Below are 18,027 nucleotides of genomic sequence, written 5' to 3' on the forward strand. Positions count from 1 at the left end.
TGCGCATTTTGGCTGCCTCTATGAGGCAAGCGCTCGCAGCTTCAGGAGCCCGTGAATGAACATCGAGATTGAGGCGCTGATCGCCCGGAAGATCGGTTTCGCCTCTCACCAGAACGCCGTACCGCTGGTACGTGAACTAAGTATCTGGAACCAGGACGAAACCGGTTTTGAAAACCTGACCCTGAGTTTAAGCACCGACCCCGATTTCGTAGAAAGCCGGACTTGGCATATAGACCGCATCCATGCAGGTGATCGCCTCAACATCTCCGAGCGCGATATCAAGCTTAATGCGGGTTATTTGGCCGGGCTGACTGAAAGCCTCAGCGCAGACGTGGTGATGCGCTTGTCCCAGGGCGACAACGTGCTCGTCGAGCAGCGCTTCCCTATAGAACTCCTGGCGCGAACAGAATGGGGCGGCTTGAGCGCAATGCCGGAGTTGCTTGCAGCTTTCTGCATGCCCAATGATCCCGCGGTAGATCGCGTACTCAAGGCCGCTTCACAGGTATTACGGCGCGCAGGCAAGAAAGATGGCATTGACGGCTATGAAAGCAAGTCGCGTACGCGAACCTGGGAGCTTGCCTCTGCCATTTGGTCAGGAGTGTGCAGCTTTCAGTTGAGCTATGCATTACCCCCGGCCAGTTTTGAGCAGCAGGGCCAAAAAGTCAGGCCTCCGAGTGTGGTTCTGGAAAACGGCGTGGCGACCTGTCTGGACACTGCATTGCTGTTTGCTGCGGCGTTGGAGCAGGCGGGCTTGAATGCTCTGCTGATCATGACCAAGGGACATGCATTTGCAGGCGTATGGTTGCAGCCTCAAGAGTTTTCCCAATTGTTGACCGATGAGGCGTCGGCAGTACGCAAACGCCTGGATCTGAAGGAAATGGTGGTCTTCGAAACCACCCTTTCTACCCAGACACCTGCGCCGGGGTTCTCCCAGGCCATTGCAGCTGCCGAGCGGCAACTCGATGATGAGCAGTTCATCATGGCCATCGATTTGCACCGTGCCCGGATGCAGAAGATTCGTCCGATGGCGCTCATATCAGTAACAGAAGGATCTGATGCGACAGCCGATGCTCCGCCCACTATTGAAGGACTGGAGGAGGCGCCGGCACTCCCGGGGTTCGATGTCGAAATAAATACCGACAGCGAAGGTCCTGCCGGCAAACTGACGCTGTGGCAACGCAAACTCCTCGATCTGACGACCCGCAACCGTCTCCTGCATCTCCCGGACAGCGCAAAAGGCGTACGCCTGTTGTGCCCCGATCCGGCAGCGCTTGAAGACCTTCTCTCCAGTGGTCAGCGAATTCGCGTGCTGCCGGTGCCTGACCTGAAAAGCAGTGGCCGGGATGTGGCGCTGTACGAACAGCAGAATAATGAAAACCTGGTCGACGAAGTTGCTCGTCAGGCTCTTGCTCGTGGTGAAGTGCTCGCCGGGCTGGAAAACGTCAAACTTGAAGCCACCCTGATTGATCTGTTCCGAAAGGCGCGTAGCGATCTGGAAGAGGGCGGTGCAAACACACTGTTTCTGGCCATCGGCTTTCTCAAATGGAAGAAGAGTGCCGACGACCCGAAAACTTACTCCGCGCCCCTGATCTTGCTGCCAGTAAAACTTGAACGTAAAAGTGCCTTGTCCGGGGTAACGCTAAGCCTTCTTGATGAGGAACCACGTTTCAATCTGACGCTGCTTGAACTGCTGCGCCATGACTTCGAGTTGGTAATTCCCGGACTGGACGGCGAACTGCCCAGCGATGAAAGTGGCATTGATGTGACGGGTATCTGGAACATGGTGCGGCGAGCAGTGCGTGACGTGCCGGGTTTCGAGGTGAGTACCGAACTTGTGTTGGGAACCTTCTCATTTGCCAAATACCTGATGTGGAAAGACCTGAATGCCAACGCAGCACAGCTGCTGCAAAGCCCTTTGGTCAAACATTTGCTGGACCCCGCTGAGGGAGATGAGGGCTTCTCCGGTTCAGACGAGTTTCCCAGACCAGAGCATCTGGACTCGTCAGTAACGCCCGCCACGCTTTTCGCCCCGTTGCCGGCCGACTCTTCACAGTTATCTGCCGTGGTGGCATCTGCCGGTACTCATAGTTTCGTCATGGATGGGCCTCCGGGAACCGGCAAGTCGCAAACCATTGCCAACATGATTGCCCACAATCTGGCCTTGGGCCGCCGCGTACTGTTCGTGGCAGAGAAGCGCGCGGCACTGGACGTGGTTTACCGTCGCCTAGCAGAACAGGGGCTGGGCGAGTTTTGCCTGGAACTGCATTCAAGCAAGACCTCTAAAGTTGAAGTACTCAAACAACTGGACCGCGCCTGGGACGTCAGCGACGCATTGAGCGCCGACGAATGGGAGCGTGAAGCCACTCGTTTGCAGGCACTGCGTTCGCGACTCAACGATCTGGTCGCGGTACTGCACCGACGCTGGAGCAACGGGCTCTCCCTGCATCAGGCGATTGGTCGTGTGGTTCGTGATCATGGCCCTCAAACACCCAGGCTGACCTGGCCATCAGACACGCAGCATGATGCTGCCGAGTACAGCCAGTTGCTGGATCTGTCGCGCCGGTTAGGCCTGAACGGTGATGCCGCACGTAATTTGTCAGGCAAATTCGGCGCTCTGGCGCAGACTCAGTGGTCGAACGCCTGGCAGGCACACATTGCAAATGCCGCACGTGAGCTGCCGCAGGCCCTTGACGCGTTGAATACCGCGAGTGAACGGCTTCTTGGCCTGACGCACCTTGACTTGCCTGTAGCCGAAGCGGCGCAGGTTCAGCACCTTGGCGAACTGGCGACTCTGGTCGTGGAGTCCTATGGACTGAACCTCTCATTCGCTTTTGCACCCGACGCCGTCGCGCGTATTGAAGCCGCCCGGCACGCGTGCCAGTTAATCGAAAGCTATCGAGAGCTTGAGGAAGGTCTGTCGCTGGATTATGCGGACGAAGCCTGCCGTCGCATTCCCGTTGAGGCGATGCGCAGCGAATGGCGAGATGCCGAAGGAAAGTTCTGGTTCCTGGCGACTTTCGCCAAGAAAAAGGTCGCGAAGAAACTGGCCTCTTCAGGTGGCGCAGCAGGCCTGCCGGACACGCTTGGCGACCTGGCGATTTTCGAGCGCCTGCACGCGCAACTGAACGAACTGGATACATTGGCCGGCAGCCTGCAATCGATCCCGGGCTGGCAGGGCCTGACCAGTGACGTGTCACAGATATTTCGTGCAGCCTCAATGGCTGAACGTCTACGCGGGCTGATAAGCGGTCTGGCCCAATCACCGGACCACATCGTTTCGCTACGCGGTGCCGTCGCGCGGCTGGTCGTTGAGGCGAACGAAATGTTGGCGCCGGGCGGGCAAATCGGCGTAGCGTTATCAGCCTTGCAACAGGCGTTGTCTCGCTATGAAGACGCCGCTCGACTGTTTGCCGAATTATCTGCAGCCGGTACAGATACACAACCGAGCGTTGGCGTGTTGAGGGCTACTTCGCTCTCAATCCAGCAACAAGAAGAGCAGCTCAAGGCATGGTGCGATTGGTGCCGGGTTCGCGAGCAGGCTGGTGAGGCTGGGTTAGCCAGTCTGGCGCGTGCGCTCGAGGCAGGGAGTCTGTCACCTGCAGCAAGCGAGGAAACCTTCATCACGGCCTATGCCCATTGGTTCGCTACGCAGGGTATAGACGGCGAACCTCTGTTGCGGAATTTTGTGGCTGCCGAGCACATGAGTGATATTGCGGCTTTCGTTCGTCTGGACGACGAAATGGCGAAACTGACGGTGCGTTACATCCGGGCCAAACTGTGTGGCTTGATCCCCTCCAAAAATGACATACCCAAGAGCAGCGGCTTTGCCATTCTCAAACATGAATTGCAGAAGTCTCGCCGGCACAAACCTGTCAGGCAACTGGCTGTCGAAATGGGCGACGCGCTGAATCGCCTGGCGCCTTGCATGCTGATGAGCCCGCTGTCGATTGCGCAATTCCTGCCCGCCGATCAACCGCCTTTCGATCTGGTCATTTTCGACGAGGCTTCGCAGATTGCTCCATGGGACGCAATCGGTTCGATAGCTCGCGGCAGGCAAGTGGTTATCGCGGGTGACCCGCGTCAAATGCCGCCGACGAACTTTTTCAACCGTGGCCCGAATGCCAGCGACGACGATACCGCGGAAGACATGGAAAGCATTCTGGACGAATGCCTGGGAGCAGGGGTGCCGAGCCACAGTCTGAGCTGGCACTACCGGAGTCGCCATGAAAGCCTGATTGCCTTCTCCAATCATCGTTACTACGACAGTAATCTCATTACCTTTCCGGCAGCAGAGACTCGCGCGAGTGCCGTCGAGTGGCGCAGGGTTGACGGTGTTTATGCAAAAGGCAAAGGGCGCTACAACCAGGCTGAAGCCGAAGCCATTGTCAGCGAGACAGTCAAGCGCCTTACCGATCCCGCGTTCGTGGCTGCTGGCCATTCGATCGGTATTATCACGCTCAACTCCGATCAGCAAAAACTGATCAATGATCTGTTGGACAATGCCCGCAAGCAGTACCCGCAGATCGAGCCGTTTTTTCAGGACACACAGACCGAGCCGGTTGTCGTCAAGAATCTGGAGACAGTCCAGGGCGATGAGCGCGACCTGATTATGCTCGGGATAGGCTACGGTCCTACCGAGCCCGGCGCGCAGGTCATGTCCATGAACTTCGGTCCCCTCAACAAGGACGGCGGCTGGCGCAGGCTTAACGTGGCGATCACCCGGTCTCGCCCACAAATGTTGGTGTTCTCATCCTTTGATCCTTCAATGATTGACCTGAACCGCACCAATGCCCGCGCAGTCCGTGATTTGAAGCATTTCATCGAGTTTGCCCAGCGCGGACCAAAAGCTTTGGCCGAGGCGGTACAAGGCTCGGTCGGTGGTTACGACTCGCCGTTCGAGGAGGCAGTCGCTCAGGGCCTGAGGCGTCTTGGGTGGCAAGTGATTCCGCAGATCGGAGTCTCTCGTTTCCGCATTGATCTGGGAATTGTTCATCCCGATCGTCCGGGTGACTATCTGGCTGGCGTCGAATGCGATGGCGCTACCTATCACAGCGCTGCCACTGCTCGGGATCGGGACAAGGTCCGCGGAGCAATTCTCAGCGGTCTGGGCTGGAATCTGGTGCGGCTATGGTCCACGGAATGGTGGGTAGACAAAGAGGGAGCATTGCAGAGGCTGAACGCAGCGTTGAACGATCTTTTGGCTCAATCCCGGGAGGGGACAGCAGACCCACTAAACGAACAGCCTACGCCCCACTGATGGGGCGCTAGAGCGCCCGCCGAAGCGTAATCCGGGTCAATTCCGAAGGTTTGCCAAGACGAATGGCAAACCCGGGCCAGAGTGCGGTGCCGTTGTTGACGTACAGTTGCATCCCGCCCACATCATAAAGCCCGGATACGAATCCGCCGTTGGCCAGGGCCAGCAGCCGGTGTAGACCGAAAATCATGCCGCCATGGGTATGCCCGGAGAGTTGCAGCGCTATGCCGTGAGTCGCTGTTTCCTCGGCGTTTCTGGGTTGGTGGTCGAGCAGGATGATCGGTGTGTCTTTCGCGATGCCTGCTATGGCTTTCTGCAGGTCTGGCGCAGGGAAGCCGGTTTTCGGCGCCGTGACATCGGTGACGCCGGCCAGAGCGATGCGTGCACCGTCGTGCTCGATCAGCGTGTGGCTGTTGGCGAGAGGGATCATGCCCAGCGAGACGAAGTGCTGCATCCACGCCTGGTTATCGAAAAAGTACTCATGGTTGCCGGGGATGACGTACACGCCATCCGGCGCACGCAAATCGCGCAGCGCCTCGATATCCTGCTTCCGGTCGTTGAGCGAGCCGTCGATGAGATCGCCGGTGATGACGATCAGGTCAACCCCCAGCGCATTGGACTGCTGCACCACAGCCCGGGTCCAGGGCGCATCGAACAGGCGGCTGATGTGCATGTCCGTCAGTTGCAATACCTTGTAGCCCTCGAATTGCGGAGGCAGGTTTTTAATCGCGATCTGGATGTCTTTCACTGGCGGCACGCGCACGGCCTGCTGGACGCCGATTGCCGCCAGCACCAGGGCCGCCATACCTATGAAATAACGCAGATTGGCCGGAATGCTCAGCGTCTGCCGGCGCACCAGCATCGTCAGCAATGTGCCGATGTCGACGATGATTTGCAGTACCGCAAGCAACAGGATCGCGCCGAACGCCCAGTTGAACAGCATCACGATGTAGCGTGGAAATTCCGGCGAGAACACGCTGCCGGAGGAAAACCGGCAATACAGATGATATTGCGAGGCAAGGACAAGCAGCACCGCAACGGCGATTTTCGCCGATAACGCCCAGGGCATCGGCCATAGGAATCGGGCGATGACGTACAGGCAGGGCATGCTGAACATGACATGAAACATTAACGTGCTCCGTTGGCGATATCGATGAAGTGGATAACTGCGTCAACGGCACGGGCAGTAATGAGGTCGATCTGGTCCTGCCGAACGCCGCCCGTTGCAGCGTATTGGGGAGCAGGGATGCTGGAGGTCATGGTGCCGAGGCGGAATGCCGATACGAGCAGACCGTGCTGCCAAGTTTCTTGCAACGCGTGCCGATTGTCGAGCTGACGTGCTTTTGCCGGCACTGCACGGCTCGAAACCGGTCTGAAACCGTCGCTTGATTGCAGCTGTCAGGCCGCACTCGACGGCTTATCCCTGCCGCGAGCCATCTCTCGAAACAGCCGGGGCGACATACCGAATGTCGATTTGAACTGCCTGCTGAAATGCGAACTGCTGCCATAGCCCCAGGCATAGGCGATATCGGTCAGTGAACGATGGGCATGCTCATTGCTGCGCAACTCTTCGGCGCAACGCGACAGGCGTCGTTGCCAGATATATTCACTCATTACCTCTACAAAGGGGCCGCCCACCGTGCACGGGCGGACACAGACATCGGTCAGAACGTGTGAACGTAACGAACCTGCACCATGTAATCCGCGCGTGAGCGGTTCTCGACGCCGGTTTCTTTGTAGGTGTTCAGTCAGAACGCCTGCGGTTCGCTTATTTTCCAGAACAGGCCAGGTCCGATGCCGAGTACTTTTTCCCGGGAGTCACTCAAGCGGCTGCCATTGACCTGATCATCCGATATCTGCCTGAAGTAGTAGCCGTTGATGCCGACGGAAACCTTGGGGAACACTTCATACGATGCGGTGAAGTTGGCCCACGCCGACTGGCCGGATTGGGTGTTGCGCACTGACTGTCCGTCGAAAAACTGTTGCGAACTGCTCGCCGGGTCGTCGTTCTTGAAGTTGTACAGGTAGTTGAGGCGCCAACTCATTTCCCAGCGCGGCGCAGGCATCCAGGTGGCCGCCCAGTAGGGGTTCAGCGAGAAATGATTAGAGCCAGGGTTCAGGTCTTTGTGCTTGTCGTATTTGCCCGTGGGCACGATGGTATCGAAAGCCACACGCTGGACGAAAACCGGCCTTCCCTGGGCGTTGATTATTGGGTCGAACTGCGCCTGAGGCCCGACCGTAACGTCGCCCAGCCCAGCGCCGTTGTCTTTGAGTGTGGCACCGTTGTCACCGAAGTCACCGTCCAGAGAGACCACCGGCACCAGCAGACTCCAGCCCAGGTGCGCACCACCAATGCTCTCTGGCGAGTAATAGCTCAACTGATTGATCATCGTGACAACATTGATCTTCGGGTCGTCGAAGGCGCTGTTGTCTTTGCCGCCGTTGGTTCTGATGCTGCTTGCCGTGCTGAACTTCAGATAGGTCTGATGCGTCAGGCCAGGCGGTCCGGCAAAACCGTCGTAAAAGCTCGTGCCGCCCAGATTGATACCACTGGGCTGGCTGACCGAGGGCGGAGGAGGGCCATCTGCTGCGTGGGCAACGAACGGCATGAAGCTAAGCACCAGGCAGGCTGGCAAGGATATTTTCAGTGTCATCGGCGCGGCTCTATTTTTGGAATTGTGAGCAGAAGGCTTCGCTTGGCACCTCGACTGTAATCACCGGGTTATCGCAATACTTGAGTGGGGCGGCCAGAGTTGACTGAGAGCGCCAGGATGGCGGAGAGGGTGCCCATGAATAAATATATGTATGGATGTATTACGCATCTTAATCGCAAAAAGCCATCTCTCAATTGACGCTGCAGCAGCGGCTCATGGTTAATAGCTTCAACGCTATCAACGAGAGTTCGCCGCCATGCTCAGATCCCTGTCTCGTAAAACCGTAGTACTTCAGGCCATCGCCGGTCTGGCGTTTCTCGTGGGTACCAACCTGGCAACGGCCGGGCAGACCTTGCGTCTGGCCCATGCCTCCAGCTCCGACAGTCTGATCAACCAGGCGATGACGCGTTTTGCCGCCGAGGTCAGCGCCGAGACGAAAGGTGAATTGAACGTACAGGTCTATCCGGACGGCCAACTGGGCGACGAAGCGCCTATCGTCGACTCGGTCGGCGCCGGTGCCATCGACATTGGCCTGGGCGGCTCGACCGACGGCATCGATCCACGCCTGAATGCATTGTCACTGCCATTTCTGTTCGAAGATTCTGTCGCCGTGCATGCCTACCTCGATAGCGAAGCCGGCAAGAAATTTCTGAGCATGGGCCAGGACCATGGCTTCGTCATGCTCTCGGCACTGGACTCGGGTTTTCGTCAGTTCGCCAACAGCAAACACCCGATATTGCAACCAGCGGACCTCAGCGGCCTGAAAATACGCACGCCGCCCAACCCGGTCATTCTGGCAACCATCAAGCAATTGGGCGGGCTGGGGCAGTCGATTCCGTTTGGCGAGGTCTATACCTCGCTACAATCGGGTGTAGTGGACGGGGTAGAGCCTGAACTGCGCGATTTTCATGATCAGAAGTGGTACGAGGTCGCCAAGTATGTCTCGCTCTCGAACTACGTGTGGTCGGCAAACTTCTGGTTCATCAACAAGGACAAGTATGAAAGCCTGAGCACAACGGAGCGGGCGGCTCTCGACAAGGCGGTGGTAGACACCACCGCCTGGTATCGCTCACAGCTGGAAGCGGTGTACAGCAAAATCCAGCAGGAAATGCAGAGCAAGGGCGTGAAGTTCAACGACGTCAACCCTCGGCCGTTTCGCGAGCTGAGCAATCCGGTCTATACGCAGTTCGGCAAGGTCTGGGGCGAAGATTTCGTCAGCCAGCTGCGACACGACGCGCAAGGCGAGTGACGCCATGTCTATCAGCCCGCATCCCGACCAACCACCCAGCAGCCTGGCTGAACGCTGCCTTGCTGTATTCGGCGCGTTGATGTTCGCCGTCACCTTTCTGTCCATTCTGGCGGGCGTCTTCTCCCGCTACCTGAACCTGCATGGCTTCGAATGGTCGTTCGAGATCGCCACCATCGGGTTTATCTGGGTGACGTTTACTGGCGCGGTGATCGCTGAAATGAGGCAGGAGAACGTGCGATTCCAAGGCTTGGCAGGCATGCTGCCGGCCGCTCTGCAAAAGGCCCTGGATGCCTTTGCGAGCGTGGCTTTGCTGGGAATCAGCGCGTGGCTGCTGAGCAGCGGTGTGGCGTTTATTTCACGCACAGGCTGGATGCCGACCCCGGTGCTGCGCTGGCCGGCAGGACTGAGTTCACTGGCGCTGCTCAGCGCTGCCGCAATGCTCGCGATACTGGCCGTTGTGCGCCTGGCACGCCTGATTCGCAACGGAGTACGCCCATGACCGTGCTGATTCTCTTTCTGGCGTTTTTCTGTTTGTTGATGGCTGGCCTGCCCGTCGTCTGGGCGATGGCCGGTGGCAGTATCGCGGCTTTGCTATGGGGCGATCTGCACATGCCGCTGGCCTGGCTCGCCCAGCAGACACTGCGCGGTGCGGACTCATCCACCCTGGCCTCGATTCCGTTGTTTCTGCTGGCCGGAGAGTTGATGAACCGTGGTGGCCTCACGCTGCGCATTATGCGTGTGGCAGAGCACTGTTTTGGACGTCTGCGTGGCGGACTCGGGCTGGTGAACGTGGCCACTGCGTTCGTTTATGGCGGCCTGACCGGCTCGGCCACGGCCGATACCGGCACCGTTGCCAAGGTCATGATTCCGGTGATGGAAGCGCGAGGCTACCCTCGTGCCTTCGCCGCGGCAGTCACCGCTGCTTCCGGAACGCTGGGTATTATCGTGCCACCGAGTGTCATCCTGATCATGTTCGGCGTGCTGACCAATACGTCTATCGGCGGTCTGTTCATGGCCGGCGTGATCCCCGGCCTGATGCTCGCCGCAGTCTTCATGCTGACCGCTTATATAGTAGGGGTTCGCGAGGGCTTTCCAAAAGCCGAAGGCAAGATGGACTGGGGCCTGTTCCTGCGTGATACCGCCGGCGCGCTACCAGCATTGCTGATGCCGTTCATGGTGTTGGGAACGATAGTGACCGGCTTTGCCACGGCCACTGAAGCAGCCTCTTTGTCGGTTCTTTACGCGCTGTTCGTCGGCACCATCGTCTACCGCCAATTGCGCTGGCGTGACCTGTTCCCGGCCGTGACCGAAGCGGTCACCACAACTGGCTCGGTAATGATCATCATGGCCGTGGCGATGCCGTTCGGCTGGATTCTGACCTTCGAACTGGTACCGCATACCGTGGCGACCTGGATCGTCGGCCTGCATACCGGCCCGCTGATCACCATATTGCTGGTAATTCTGGTGCTCAAGGTCGTTGGCTTCTGGCTGGACCTGGGCCCGGCGATGATCATCCTGGCCCCCATTCTGGTTCCGGTTGCCAAGGCGGCAGGTTTCGAGCCCTACCAGATCGGTCTGATCTTCACCATGACCCTGGGCTGGGGGCTGTTCACTCCGCCTATCGGAACCAACATCTTTGTGGTGTGCAATGTCGGGCGTATTGATATCGGCTCCGTCTCACGACGATTGATACCGTTCTGGATCGCTACGGCATTTGCCATCGCCTTGCTCGTGTTATTCCCGAATCTGACCCAATGGTTGCCCCGCGTCATGGGCTATTGATCCCTCCCATTTCCTGAGAAAAAAGATGAAACATTTGATCGGTGGAATTTCCAGCGGCGGCCGCGCTTTGCCTGAAATCGATGGCCAGGTCTTCAATGTCACGCGTTCCAGTGGCCCATGGCTGTGGGACAGCGAGGGGATTCGCTACGTGGACACGGCAATGGGCTTCGGTGCAACCATGCTCGGTCATGCCCAGACGCAGGTCATGGCTGCAGCCAGTGCTGCGATGATCAATGGCCCGATGCCGTCCTTCGCCCACGCAGACGAGGAGGCTGCGGCGGCGGCGTTGGCAGCGTTCACCGGCGATCTCAGCCAGGTGATATTCGTCAATACCGGAAGCGAAGCGGTGCACCTGGCCTGCCGGACTGCCCGCGTCGCGACGGGCCGCCAGCGTATCGTCAAGTTCGCTGCCGGCTATGACGGCTGGTACGACTCGGTCGCCTTTGGCAACGCCGGACAGGCATCGGCCCTGATGGCCGATACGCAGCGTCCGGAAAGGGACGGTGTACTGCTGCTGCGCTACAACGATTTTGCCGACGCCGAGCAGTTGTTTCGCGACTACCACGACATTGCCGCTCTGGTGCTGGAACCGGTGCTGGCCAATGCGGGTTGCATCGAACCTGCAGCCGGGTACTTGAAGTACCTCAGCGATCTGGCCCACCGCAACGGGGCGCTCATTATTCTGGATGAAGTGCTGATGGGGCTGCGCCTGTGCCCGGGGCTGACCGGCACGTTGCTGGGTGCCGAGGCCGACCTCGCCACGGTCGGCAAGGCCATCGGCAGTGGTATTCCAGTCGCTGCACTGGTCGGAAAGCCCGAATACATGGGTTTGTTCGAACAGGGGAAAATCGTCCGTGCCGGTACTTACAGCGGAGCGCCGCCGGCCTGCGCCGCAGTACTGGCAACCCTCAAGCAGCTGGCCACTGCGGACTATCCCGCACTGCTGAGACGCGGCGATCAGTTGCGCGCGCAACTGGTGGCAGCCTTTGCCGACAAGGGCATGGCGGTAAGCAGCACGGGTTACGGGTCGGTGTTCACCTTATGGCCGTCGGCAGTCCCGCCCAAAGACTACGCTGATGCAGCGCAAATGGCTGACAGTCGCTGGACGCTGGCATTGCACAAGGCGCTGCGTCGGCAAAGGGTCATGAGCATGCCGTTTGCTTTCGGCCGCACCTACCTGACCTTTGCCCATCAGGAGCAGGCATTACAGGCCTTGCTGGAAGGCTACAAGGCGGCCATCGCCTCGCTTTGAATCGTGCCTTTAGAAGTGACTTGTGAGCTGTTTTCCGAGAGGCTTTCGGCCTTGAAGCAGTCGCGAACGAAATGTGCCAGGCGGCGCGTGTTCAGCAGGGCATGTTCGGGCACTACAAGCTCCAGCTCGATGCTCGGCAGCTCGGGCAATTGCTCGCAGTGCAGAATGCGCCAGCCGGACGGCACGACCGAAGCGGGTAATACCGTCACCGAGGTGCCCAATCGAACCGAATGCATGACGCCCGGGAGATGGGATGACGAACTGACCACTCGCCAGGGCGTGCCTAGCAGATCCAGCGCCTCGATGATCTGCGGACGCGCCCGGCAGCTGTCGGTAAACAATGACAGCGGCACAACCTTCTGTTGCTCGGGAAAATGCCCCGGCGCTGCGCACCACAACATCGGCTCGCACCGGAGTAACTCACCCTGTACCTTGGTGTTGGCGCGGGTGATGATCGCCAGGTCGATGCTACCTTCCGTAATCATCGCCTCGAGGCGAGAAGAAAAATCACAGATGATTTCCACCTGCAGATGCGGGTGGCGCAGGGCGAACGCCTGCATCAGCTCGCACCCCAGTGACTCCAGGTAGTCATCCGGCATGCCGATACGGACGCGGGCAGCCTCCTGCCCGCAATCCAGTGCGGCAAGCGCTTCATCCTCAAGCATCTGGATGCGCCGGGCATAGCCGATCAGCCTTTCGCCATGCTCCGTCAACGTGACGCCACGGCGAGAGCGCTCCAGCAGCTTGCGCCCGACCCTGGCTTCCAGTCGTCCCAGCATCAGACTTACCGCTGCCTGGGTCTTGCCGATACGCTCACCGGCGTTGGTAAACCCGCCGCAGTCGATGACAGCAACAAAAGCGGCAAGGCAATCGGTATCGAGATGGCGCATGGGAAGACCTCGGGTGAAACGTGATGGCAGATAACCATGCATGTTCCATTCCGTTTACACAGACGGGGCAACCTAACGGTTTCGGGCCGCCTGACCTTTCAGCTGGCGCTGCGCTTCCCAGCACTGATAGTGGTCGGTCAGCGTTTCGGTGATCGAGCGATACCTGACTCCCAGATCATTCACGCTGCGCTGGTTATCCACGCTGAAACGGATGCCCAGATGCTTGCTCAGGTAAGCCTGAGTGAGCCCGAACATCGGACCGATCAAGCGCACGAGCACATTGGGGATCTGATAGCGGGGCAGCAGCCAGGGACGTCGATGCAGACTTCGCACAATGCCGGCGATCTCCACGAAAGAGATCATTCGTTGTTCGGCAAGGATGTAACGTCCATGAGCGTCAGCCTTGTTGGCCGCGGTGATATGGGCTGTCGCCACATCCCGGACGTCGACCGTCGTCAGGCTCAGGTCGGGCATCCCGTAAAAGAAGTAGCCACGGAACATCTCATCCAGCAGGAAGAGGCTTCCGGACTCCGAGGCGGGTGTCAGAGACGGGCCCAGAATCATGCCGGGATTGATCGTCACCAGGCTCCAGCGGCTCTGCGCTTCGCAGATTCGCCACGCCTCTTTCTCGGCTTCGACCTTGGCGTAATGGTAGGGATTGGTCTCGAGTGTGCTGCTGGTATTGAAATACTCCTCGGTGAGGGTCTTGTTGCTCATCTGCAGCACATCGATGTAGTCACCAAAGATTGCTCCGACCGTGGAGGTCATGACCACGCGCATCACGCTGGGGGTTTTATCGACACTCTGCAGAACATTCCGGGTGCCCTGCAGTGCGGGCTCAAGCATCTCCCGGCGACCGTCTTTTATTTTCTCGGGCAACAGAAAAGGTGACGCCACATGATGGACCACGTTGCAGTCGCGCATGGGCGCATCAAATGCGCCTTCTGCCAGAAGGTCCGCCTCGAACAGATAAAGCCTGCCCGGATACTGCTTTTGCAGCGTCCGCAAAGGCAGCACTTTTGCCTCGTTGGCGAGATTGCGCACGGTGGTATTGACGGTAATACCGCTGGCGAGCAATTGCTGAATAAGGTGGCAGGCAACGAACCCGCCACCTCCGGTAACAAGAACTCGATCGGTCATGGCAGCCCATCTCTTGTTTGATTGGTTATGCAGAGCAGGGCTACGTTAAACAATCGTTTACAGAACGATCAGGGCTGAACCGGACGCGAAAGGGGGCGGCGATGGACTTCCGTCAATACGCTGTAGACTGCGGATCACGCGAAACATCAGGGCGATGTCGGGCGCTGGATATCTTTGCGGAACTGCTGCATCTCGTGCCTGGCCTCTCGCGGCGTTACCCCGGTCCAGCGCTTGAATGCCCGGCGAAAATCACGAATATCACTGAAGCCGGTTTCGCTGGCCACGTCGATCAGCTTCGTTTCGCGGTGACTCAGCAGTGACAGTGCCTTTGCCCGGCGCAGTGAATCGATGACGCCCTGATAAGACTGTCCGGCTTCATCCAGACGCCGCCTCAAGGTGCGCTCGCCTATATTGAGTTGCTGCGCGAGTTCATTGAGTGACGGCGGCGCGCAGAGCCGCTTGCGTATTTCCCGTTGCACGGTTTCGACAAGATCAGACGTGCCTTTATCTTCCCAGTTTGCGCTGTCCAACAACTCGGCCACTTCGGCCGCGACGAAATCGTCACGCGTGACTAATGGCGTTTCCAGCCAACGGGCGTCGAACTCGATCAGATTATGCGTACCGGCGAATACCACCGGGCAGCGGAACACTTCCTTGTACCGATGCGCGTGCTCGGGCTCCGGGTATTCAAGTTCCACACGACTGGGAACCAGATCATGACGGCCACTCAGGTGCCGAACGATCGCCATCGCGCTGGCGAACGCCTCTTCCAGATAGAAACCGATTACATCGGGGTCGAAGAACTGCGGCACGATATACGTCAGGCAACGCCCCTCGTGAAACTCCATACGGTGGGAGAGCAGGGCGCCGGCGTGTTTCTGATAGCGGATGGCCAGATTGAGCGCATCGCCCAGCGTCGGGCTGGCCTGCATGCCCAATCCGACGATACCCCAGGACACGGCCGTCTGGCGCTGGCCGACCGACAACCCCAAGCCATCATCGCCCAACTCCGAAAGGGTCCGGCGCACCAGCAGGTTGCTTTGCCGGTGCGACAGTAAATAACCCGATTTCTTCAGGTCATCAGGAGCGAAACCCAGGCCACGGCACAGCCACTGGGTATTGACGCCACGATCGGTCGCGTACTGCAGAAGCATGCGCGATACCTGTGGCGGGGCAGAGGCTTCGGAGAACAGTGGGTCGGCAATGAGCTTCATATTGATCCAGACCTTTCACGTGCAGGTATTTTTGTCCCATCGAATCACAGCATGCCTGAAAAAACAGCTGAAACATCCGTGTAAACGTTCATTTTTATCGGCTTGAAGTGCCTGTCGGACAAGTCCGTTACCACCCCCTTTAACGTCCATAACCCCCCTGCTAGCGCTACGGCTCCTTGGCTAACTTAGGGTTCTCGCTGTAGAACCCGAGGAATACAAAGTGAGCAACGACAACAAGATTCACGATTGCGCCGACGCGGTATGCATTATCGGAAGCGGGCCTGGCGGGCTTTGCATGGCCAGGGCGCTGAAGCGCCAGGGACTCGATTACGAACAATTCGAGCGACACAGTGAAGTGGGTGGTGTCTGGGATATCAATAACCCCGGAACGCCGATGTACCATTCGGCGCACTTTATCTCTTCGCGCGATCAGTCTGGCTTCATTGATTACCCGATGCCCGCGCACTTTCCCGACTACCCGAGCAATCGGCAGATTTTCGAGTACGTTCGCTCCTTTGCAATGGCGTTCGACCTGTACGGCAAAATCCGCTTCAACACCGCCGTCGACAATGTCGAAAAGGAAGAAAACGGCCGCTGGCTGGTGACACTGGCCAACGGTGAACGACGCCGCTATCGCGCGGTTGTGTGCGCCACAGGGTGCAACTGGGACCCGAACATGCCCGAGGTGAAAGGTCAGTTCGAAGGCACCATCAGGCATTCGGTAACCTACAAGCATGCCGACGAATTCAAGGGCAAACGGGTAATGGTCATCGGTGCGGGCAACTCCGGTGCAGATATTGCCTGTGACGCCGCCAGGCATGCGGATAAAGCCTTTATCAGCATGCGCCGCGGCTATCACTTCATCCCCAAGCATCTGTTCGGAATGCCGGTTGATGAGTTCGGCGAAAAGGGGCCGCAACTGCCAATATGGCTGGCGCGGCCGATATTTCAGGCGATTCTGCGCGTGATCAATGGCGACACGCGCCGTTTTGGCTTGCCCAGACCTGACCACAAGCTGTTTGAAAGCCACCCGTTGCTCAATACCCAGTTGCTGCACTGTTTGCAGCACGGTGATATTCAGGTCAAAGCGGATGTCTCGCACTATGAGGGGCAGTACGTGGTGTTCAAGGATGGCACACGCGAGGCGCTGGATCTGGTGCTTTACGCCACCGGTTATAAATGGAGCTGCAAATACGCCGCAAACTATTTCGAGTGGAAGGGCGGTCGGCCCCGGTTATACCTGTCGATTTTCAGCCGGGAGCACCACAACCTGTTTGGCATCGGTTACGTTGAAACCAACTCCAGCGCCTACAAGCTGTTCGACAGCGAGGCCCACGCGGTGGCCTGTTACTTGCGCGACCAATTGCAGCAAAAAGCCAGAGCTCGTCAATTTGATCGGTTGATTGCGTCTGACGATCCGGATCTTTCCGGGGGGATCACGTTCGTCAAATCCCAACGCCATGAGGTGTACCTGGAGGCTCATACGCTCAAGAAATACCTGCGCAAGTTGTCTCATGGGCTGGGCTGGCCAATGGTCGAGGAAGGCTACTACAAGAACCTGCGCAGAGGTGCCGGCTATGTGGCTGCGCCGCTGCTCCAGGAAACAGCCGCCATTCAGGAGACGTGCTCATGAAAACGGTGGTCCTGATTACCGGTGCGGCCGGTGGCATAGGCCAGGCCATCTGTGCCCAGCTGATCCGTCGGGGGATGCAACTGGTCCTGGCTGATATCGACGAAAAACAATTGTGTTCGCTGGCAGAAAAACTGGGGGAAGGCGCTTATCCCTATGTGATTGATCTGACCGATCAGCAAGCCCTGGCTGATTTGATGGCCTATATAGAAGCAGAGTTTGGCCGACTGGACGTGCTGATCAATAATGCCGCCATCGCGGTGGTCGAGGCGTTCGATACACGCTCGGTGGACAGCATCAGCCGAGAGCTCAATATCAATCTCGTTGCACCCCTGATTCTTACGCGCCTCGCCATCCCATTGCTCAAGCGCTCGGCTGACGCCCGGATCATCTCCACGGTTTCGCTGGGCGGTGTATTTCCCACGCCGGAATCACCCATCTATTGCGCCAGCAAGTTCGGCCTGCGTGGCGCCATGCTGTCGATCGGGCTGGATCTGGCAGAGAAGGGCATCAAGGTCGGCTCGATCCTGCCCACTGCGACAGACACACAAATGTTGCGCAAGGAAGCGATTGAGGGCGGCAACGCCTTGCAGTTCATCGCGCCGCCGCAATCGCCGGATGACGTCGCACATCAGGTAATGCTCATGCTCGACAAGCCCTGCCTGGAGCGATCACCGAAACCGAGTGAATCCTGGGCGTCCAGTCTGGCCATGTTGTTCCCCAATCTATTGCCGCGTGCCATCCGCCTGCTACAAAAACGTGGCGAAAAGGGCATGCAGAAATATATCGAATCATTGGGCGAGCGAGGTCTGGCGCACCAGGTGGAAGGTGTCTGGCGTTTGAAGCAGTAAGCCCGACATTGGGCTGGCGGCGTTTTTTTGACCTTTGCAGCGCGGCTGATACCAAGGGTTTCATGGCTATCCGTTTTCAGCTAACGGATAATGCTGCGAGTTCGAGGTTCA

11 protein-coding genes and 2 pseudogenes are annotated in these 18,027 nt (G+C 58.3%); 7 read left to right on the forward strand and 6 right to left on the reverse strand.

Annotated elements, in window-relative coordinates; genetic code table 11:
- Positions 1–55 precede the first annotated feature (55 nt).
- A complete protein-coding gene (locus tag PI739_RS19160) occupies positions 56–5,257 on the forward strand; it encodes an anti-phage protein ProA (RefSeq protein WP_271352102.1) in 5,202 nt (1,733 codons plus the stop codon).
- Positions 5,258–5,264: 7 nt separating this feature from the next.
- Here PI739_RS19160 and PI739_RS19165 read toward each other — a convergent pair whose 3' ends face one another.
- The 3 genes and pseudogenes from PI739_RS19165 to PI739_RS19175 all read right to left on the reverse strand — a co-directional run bounded on the left by PI739_RS19165 (position 5,265) and on the right by PI739_RS19175 (position 7,908).
- Positions 5,265–6,383 (reverse strand): metallophosphoesterase, encoded by a 1,119-nt coding sequence (locus tag PI739_RS19165; RefSeq protein ID WP_003372883.1) that lies wholly within the window; start codon positions 6,381–6,383, stop codon positions 5,265–5,267.
- Positions 6,384–6,652: 269 nt separating this feature from the next.
- Positions 6,653–6,868: pseudogene (locus tag PI739_RS19170) on the reverse strand (helix-turn-helix domain-containing protein); the annotation flags it as partial.
- 50 nt (positions 6,869–6,918) lie between these two features.
- A pseudogene (locus tag PI739_RS19175) lies at positions 6,919–7,908 on the reverse strand (SphA family protein).
- A 256-nt stretch (positions 7,909–8,164) separates the two neighbouring features.
- On the opposite strand from PI739_RS19175, the gene PI739_RS19180 reads away from it, so the two are divergent.
- From PI739_RS19180 to PI739_RS19195, 4 genes are read left to right on the forward strand one after another with little or no spacing between them, the layout of a single operon-like run.
- Positions 8,165–9,157 carry a TRAP transporter substrate-binding protein gene (locus PI739_RS19180; RefSeq protein WP_103736297.1) on the forward strand — a complete coding sequence of 331 codons (993 nt, stop codon included), beginning with the start codon at positions 8,165–8,167 and terminating at the stop codon, positions 9,155–9,157.
- A 4-nt stretch (positions 9,158–9,161) separates the two neighbouring features.
- Positions 9,162–9,656, forward strand: a complete 495-nt coding sequence (locus PI739_RS19185) for a TRAP transporter small permease (RefSeq protein WP_096136384.1) — start codon at positions 9,162–9,164, stop codon at positions 9,654–9,656.
- Entirely contained in the window at positions 9,653–10,939 is a 1,287-nt protein-coding gene (locus tag PI739_RS19190) for a TRAP transporter large permease (RefSeq protein WP_003433946.1), read from the forward strand. Before PI739_RS19185 ends, PI739_RS19190 begins: the two co-directional genes overlap by 4 nt.
- Before the next feature lie 25 nt (positions 10,940–10,964).
- Positions 10,965–12,191 (forward strand): aminotransferase class III-fold pyridoxal phosphate-dependent enzyme, encoded by a 1,227-nt coding sequence (locus PI739_RS19195; protein ID WP_161428915.1) that lies wholly within the window; start codon positions 10,965–10,967, stop codon positions 12,189–12,191.
- On the opposite strand, the gene PI739_RS19200 is transcribed toward PI739_RS19195, so the two are convergent.
- The 3 genes from PI739_RS19200 to PI739_RS19210 all read right to left on the reverse strand — a co-directional run bounded on the left by PI739_RS19200 (position 12,164) and on the right by PI739_RS19210 (position 15,435).
- The gene (locus tag PI739_RS19200; RefSeq protein WP_042931183.1) at positions 12,164–13,081 is read right to left on the reverse strand and encodes a LysR substrate-binding domain-containing protein; all 918 of its coding nucleotides are present in this window, start codon (positions 13,079–13,081) and stop codon (positions 12,164–12,166) included. The genes PI739_RS19195 and PI739_RS19200 overlap by 28 nt on opposite strands.
- 72 nt (positions 13,082–13,153) lie before the next feature.
- Positions 13,154–14,221 (reverse strand): NAD-dependent epimerase/dehydratase family protein, encoded by a 1,068-nt coding sequence (locus PI739_RS19205; protein WP_248670635.1) that lies wholly within the window; start codon positions 14,219–14,221, stop codon positions 13,154–13,156.
- Between the two features lie 146 nt (positions 14,222–14,367).
- Positions 14,368–15,435, reverse strand: a complete 1,068-nt coding sequence (locus PI739_RS19210; protein ID WP_003372903.1) for an AraC family transcriptional regulator — start codon at positions 15,433–15,435, stop codon at positions 14,368–14,370.
- 220 nt (positions 15,436–15,655) lie between these two features.
- On the opposite strand from PI739_RS19210, the gene PI739_RS19215 reads away from it, so the two are divergent.
- Together PI739_RS19215 and PI739_RS19220 are read left to right on the forward strand one after the other, a co-directional pair.
- Positions 15,656–17,068 (forward strand): flavin-containing monooxygenase, encoded by a 1,413-nt coding sequence (locus PI739_RS19215; RefSeq protein WP_058417187.1) that lies wholly within the window; start codon positions 15,656–15,658, stop codon positions 17,066–17,068.
- The gene (locus PI739_RS19220; RefSeq protein ID WP_054081402.1) at positions 17,065–17,916 is read left to right on the forward strand and encodes an SDR family oxidoreductase; all 852 of its coding nucleotides are present in this window, start codon (positions 17,065–17,067) and stop codon (positions 17,914–17,916) included. The genes PI739_RS19215 and PI739_RS19220 overlap by 4 nt, the downstream gene beginning before the upstream one ends.
- Positions 17,917–18,027 lie beyond the last annotated feature (111 nt).

The sequence above is a fragment of the Pseudomonas cerasi genome (assembly GCF_027983475.1).
GTDB classification, from domain to species: domain Bacteria; phylum Pseudomonadota; class Gammaproteobacteria; order Pseudomonadales; family Pseudomonadaceae; genus Aquipseudomonas; species Aquipseudomonas cerasi.

Excerpts from the sequence above, each read along its gene's own strand:
- PI739_RS19165 (WP_003372883.1), bottom strand. The coding sequence starts at position 6,383 with ATGTTTCATGTCATGTTCAGCATGCCCTGCCTGTACGTCATCGCCCGA.
- PI739_RS19185 (WP_096136384.1), top strand. The coding sequence starts at position 9,162 with ATGTCTATCAGCCCGCATCCCGACCAACCACCCAGCAGCCTGGCTGAA.
- PI739_RS19200 (WP_042931183.1), bottom strand. The coding sequence starts at position 13,081 with ATGCGCCATCTCGATACCGATTGCCTTGCCGCTTTTGTTGCTGTCATC.
- PI739_RS19205 (WP_248670635.1), bottom strand. The coding sequence starts at position 14,221 with ATGACCGATCGAGTTCTTGTTACCGGAGGTGGCGGGTTCGTTGCCTGC.
- PI739_RS19160 (WP_271352102.1), top strand. The coding sequence starts at position 56 with ATGAACATCGAGATTGAGGCGCTGATCGCCCGGAAGATCGGTTTCGCC.
- PI739_RS19195 (WP_161428915.1), top strand. The coding sequence starts at position 10,965 with ATGAAACATTTGATCGGTGGAATTTCCAGCGGCGGCCGCGCTTTGCCT.
- PI739_RS19210 (WP_003372903.1), bottom strand. The coding sequence starts at position 15,435 with ATGAAGCTCATTGCCGACCCACTGTTCTCCGAAGCCTCTGCCCCGCCA.
- PI739_RS19190 (WP_003433946.1), top strand. The coding sequence starts at position 9,653 with ATGACCGTGCTGATTCTCTTTCTGGCGTTTTTCTGTTTGTTGATGGCT.
- PI739_RS19180 (WP_103736297.1), top strand. The coding sequence starts at position 8,165 with ATGCTCAGATCCCTGTCTCGTAAAACCGTAGTACTTCAGGCCATCGCC.
- PI739_RS19220 (WP_054081402.1), top strand. The coding sequence starts at position 17,065 with ATGAAAACGGTGGTCCTGATTACCGGTGCGGCCGGTGGCATAGGCCAG.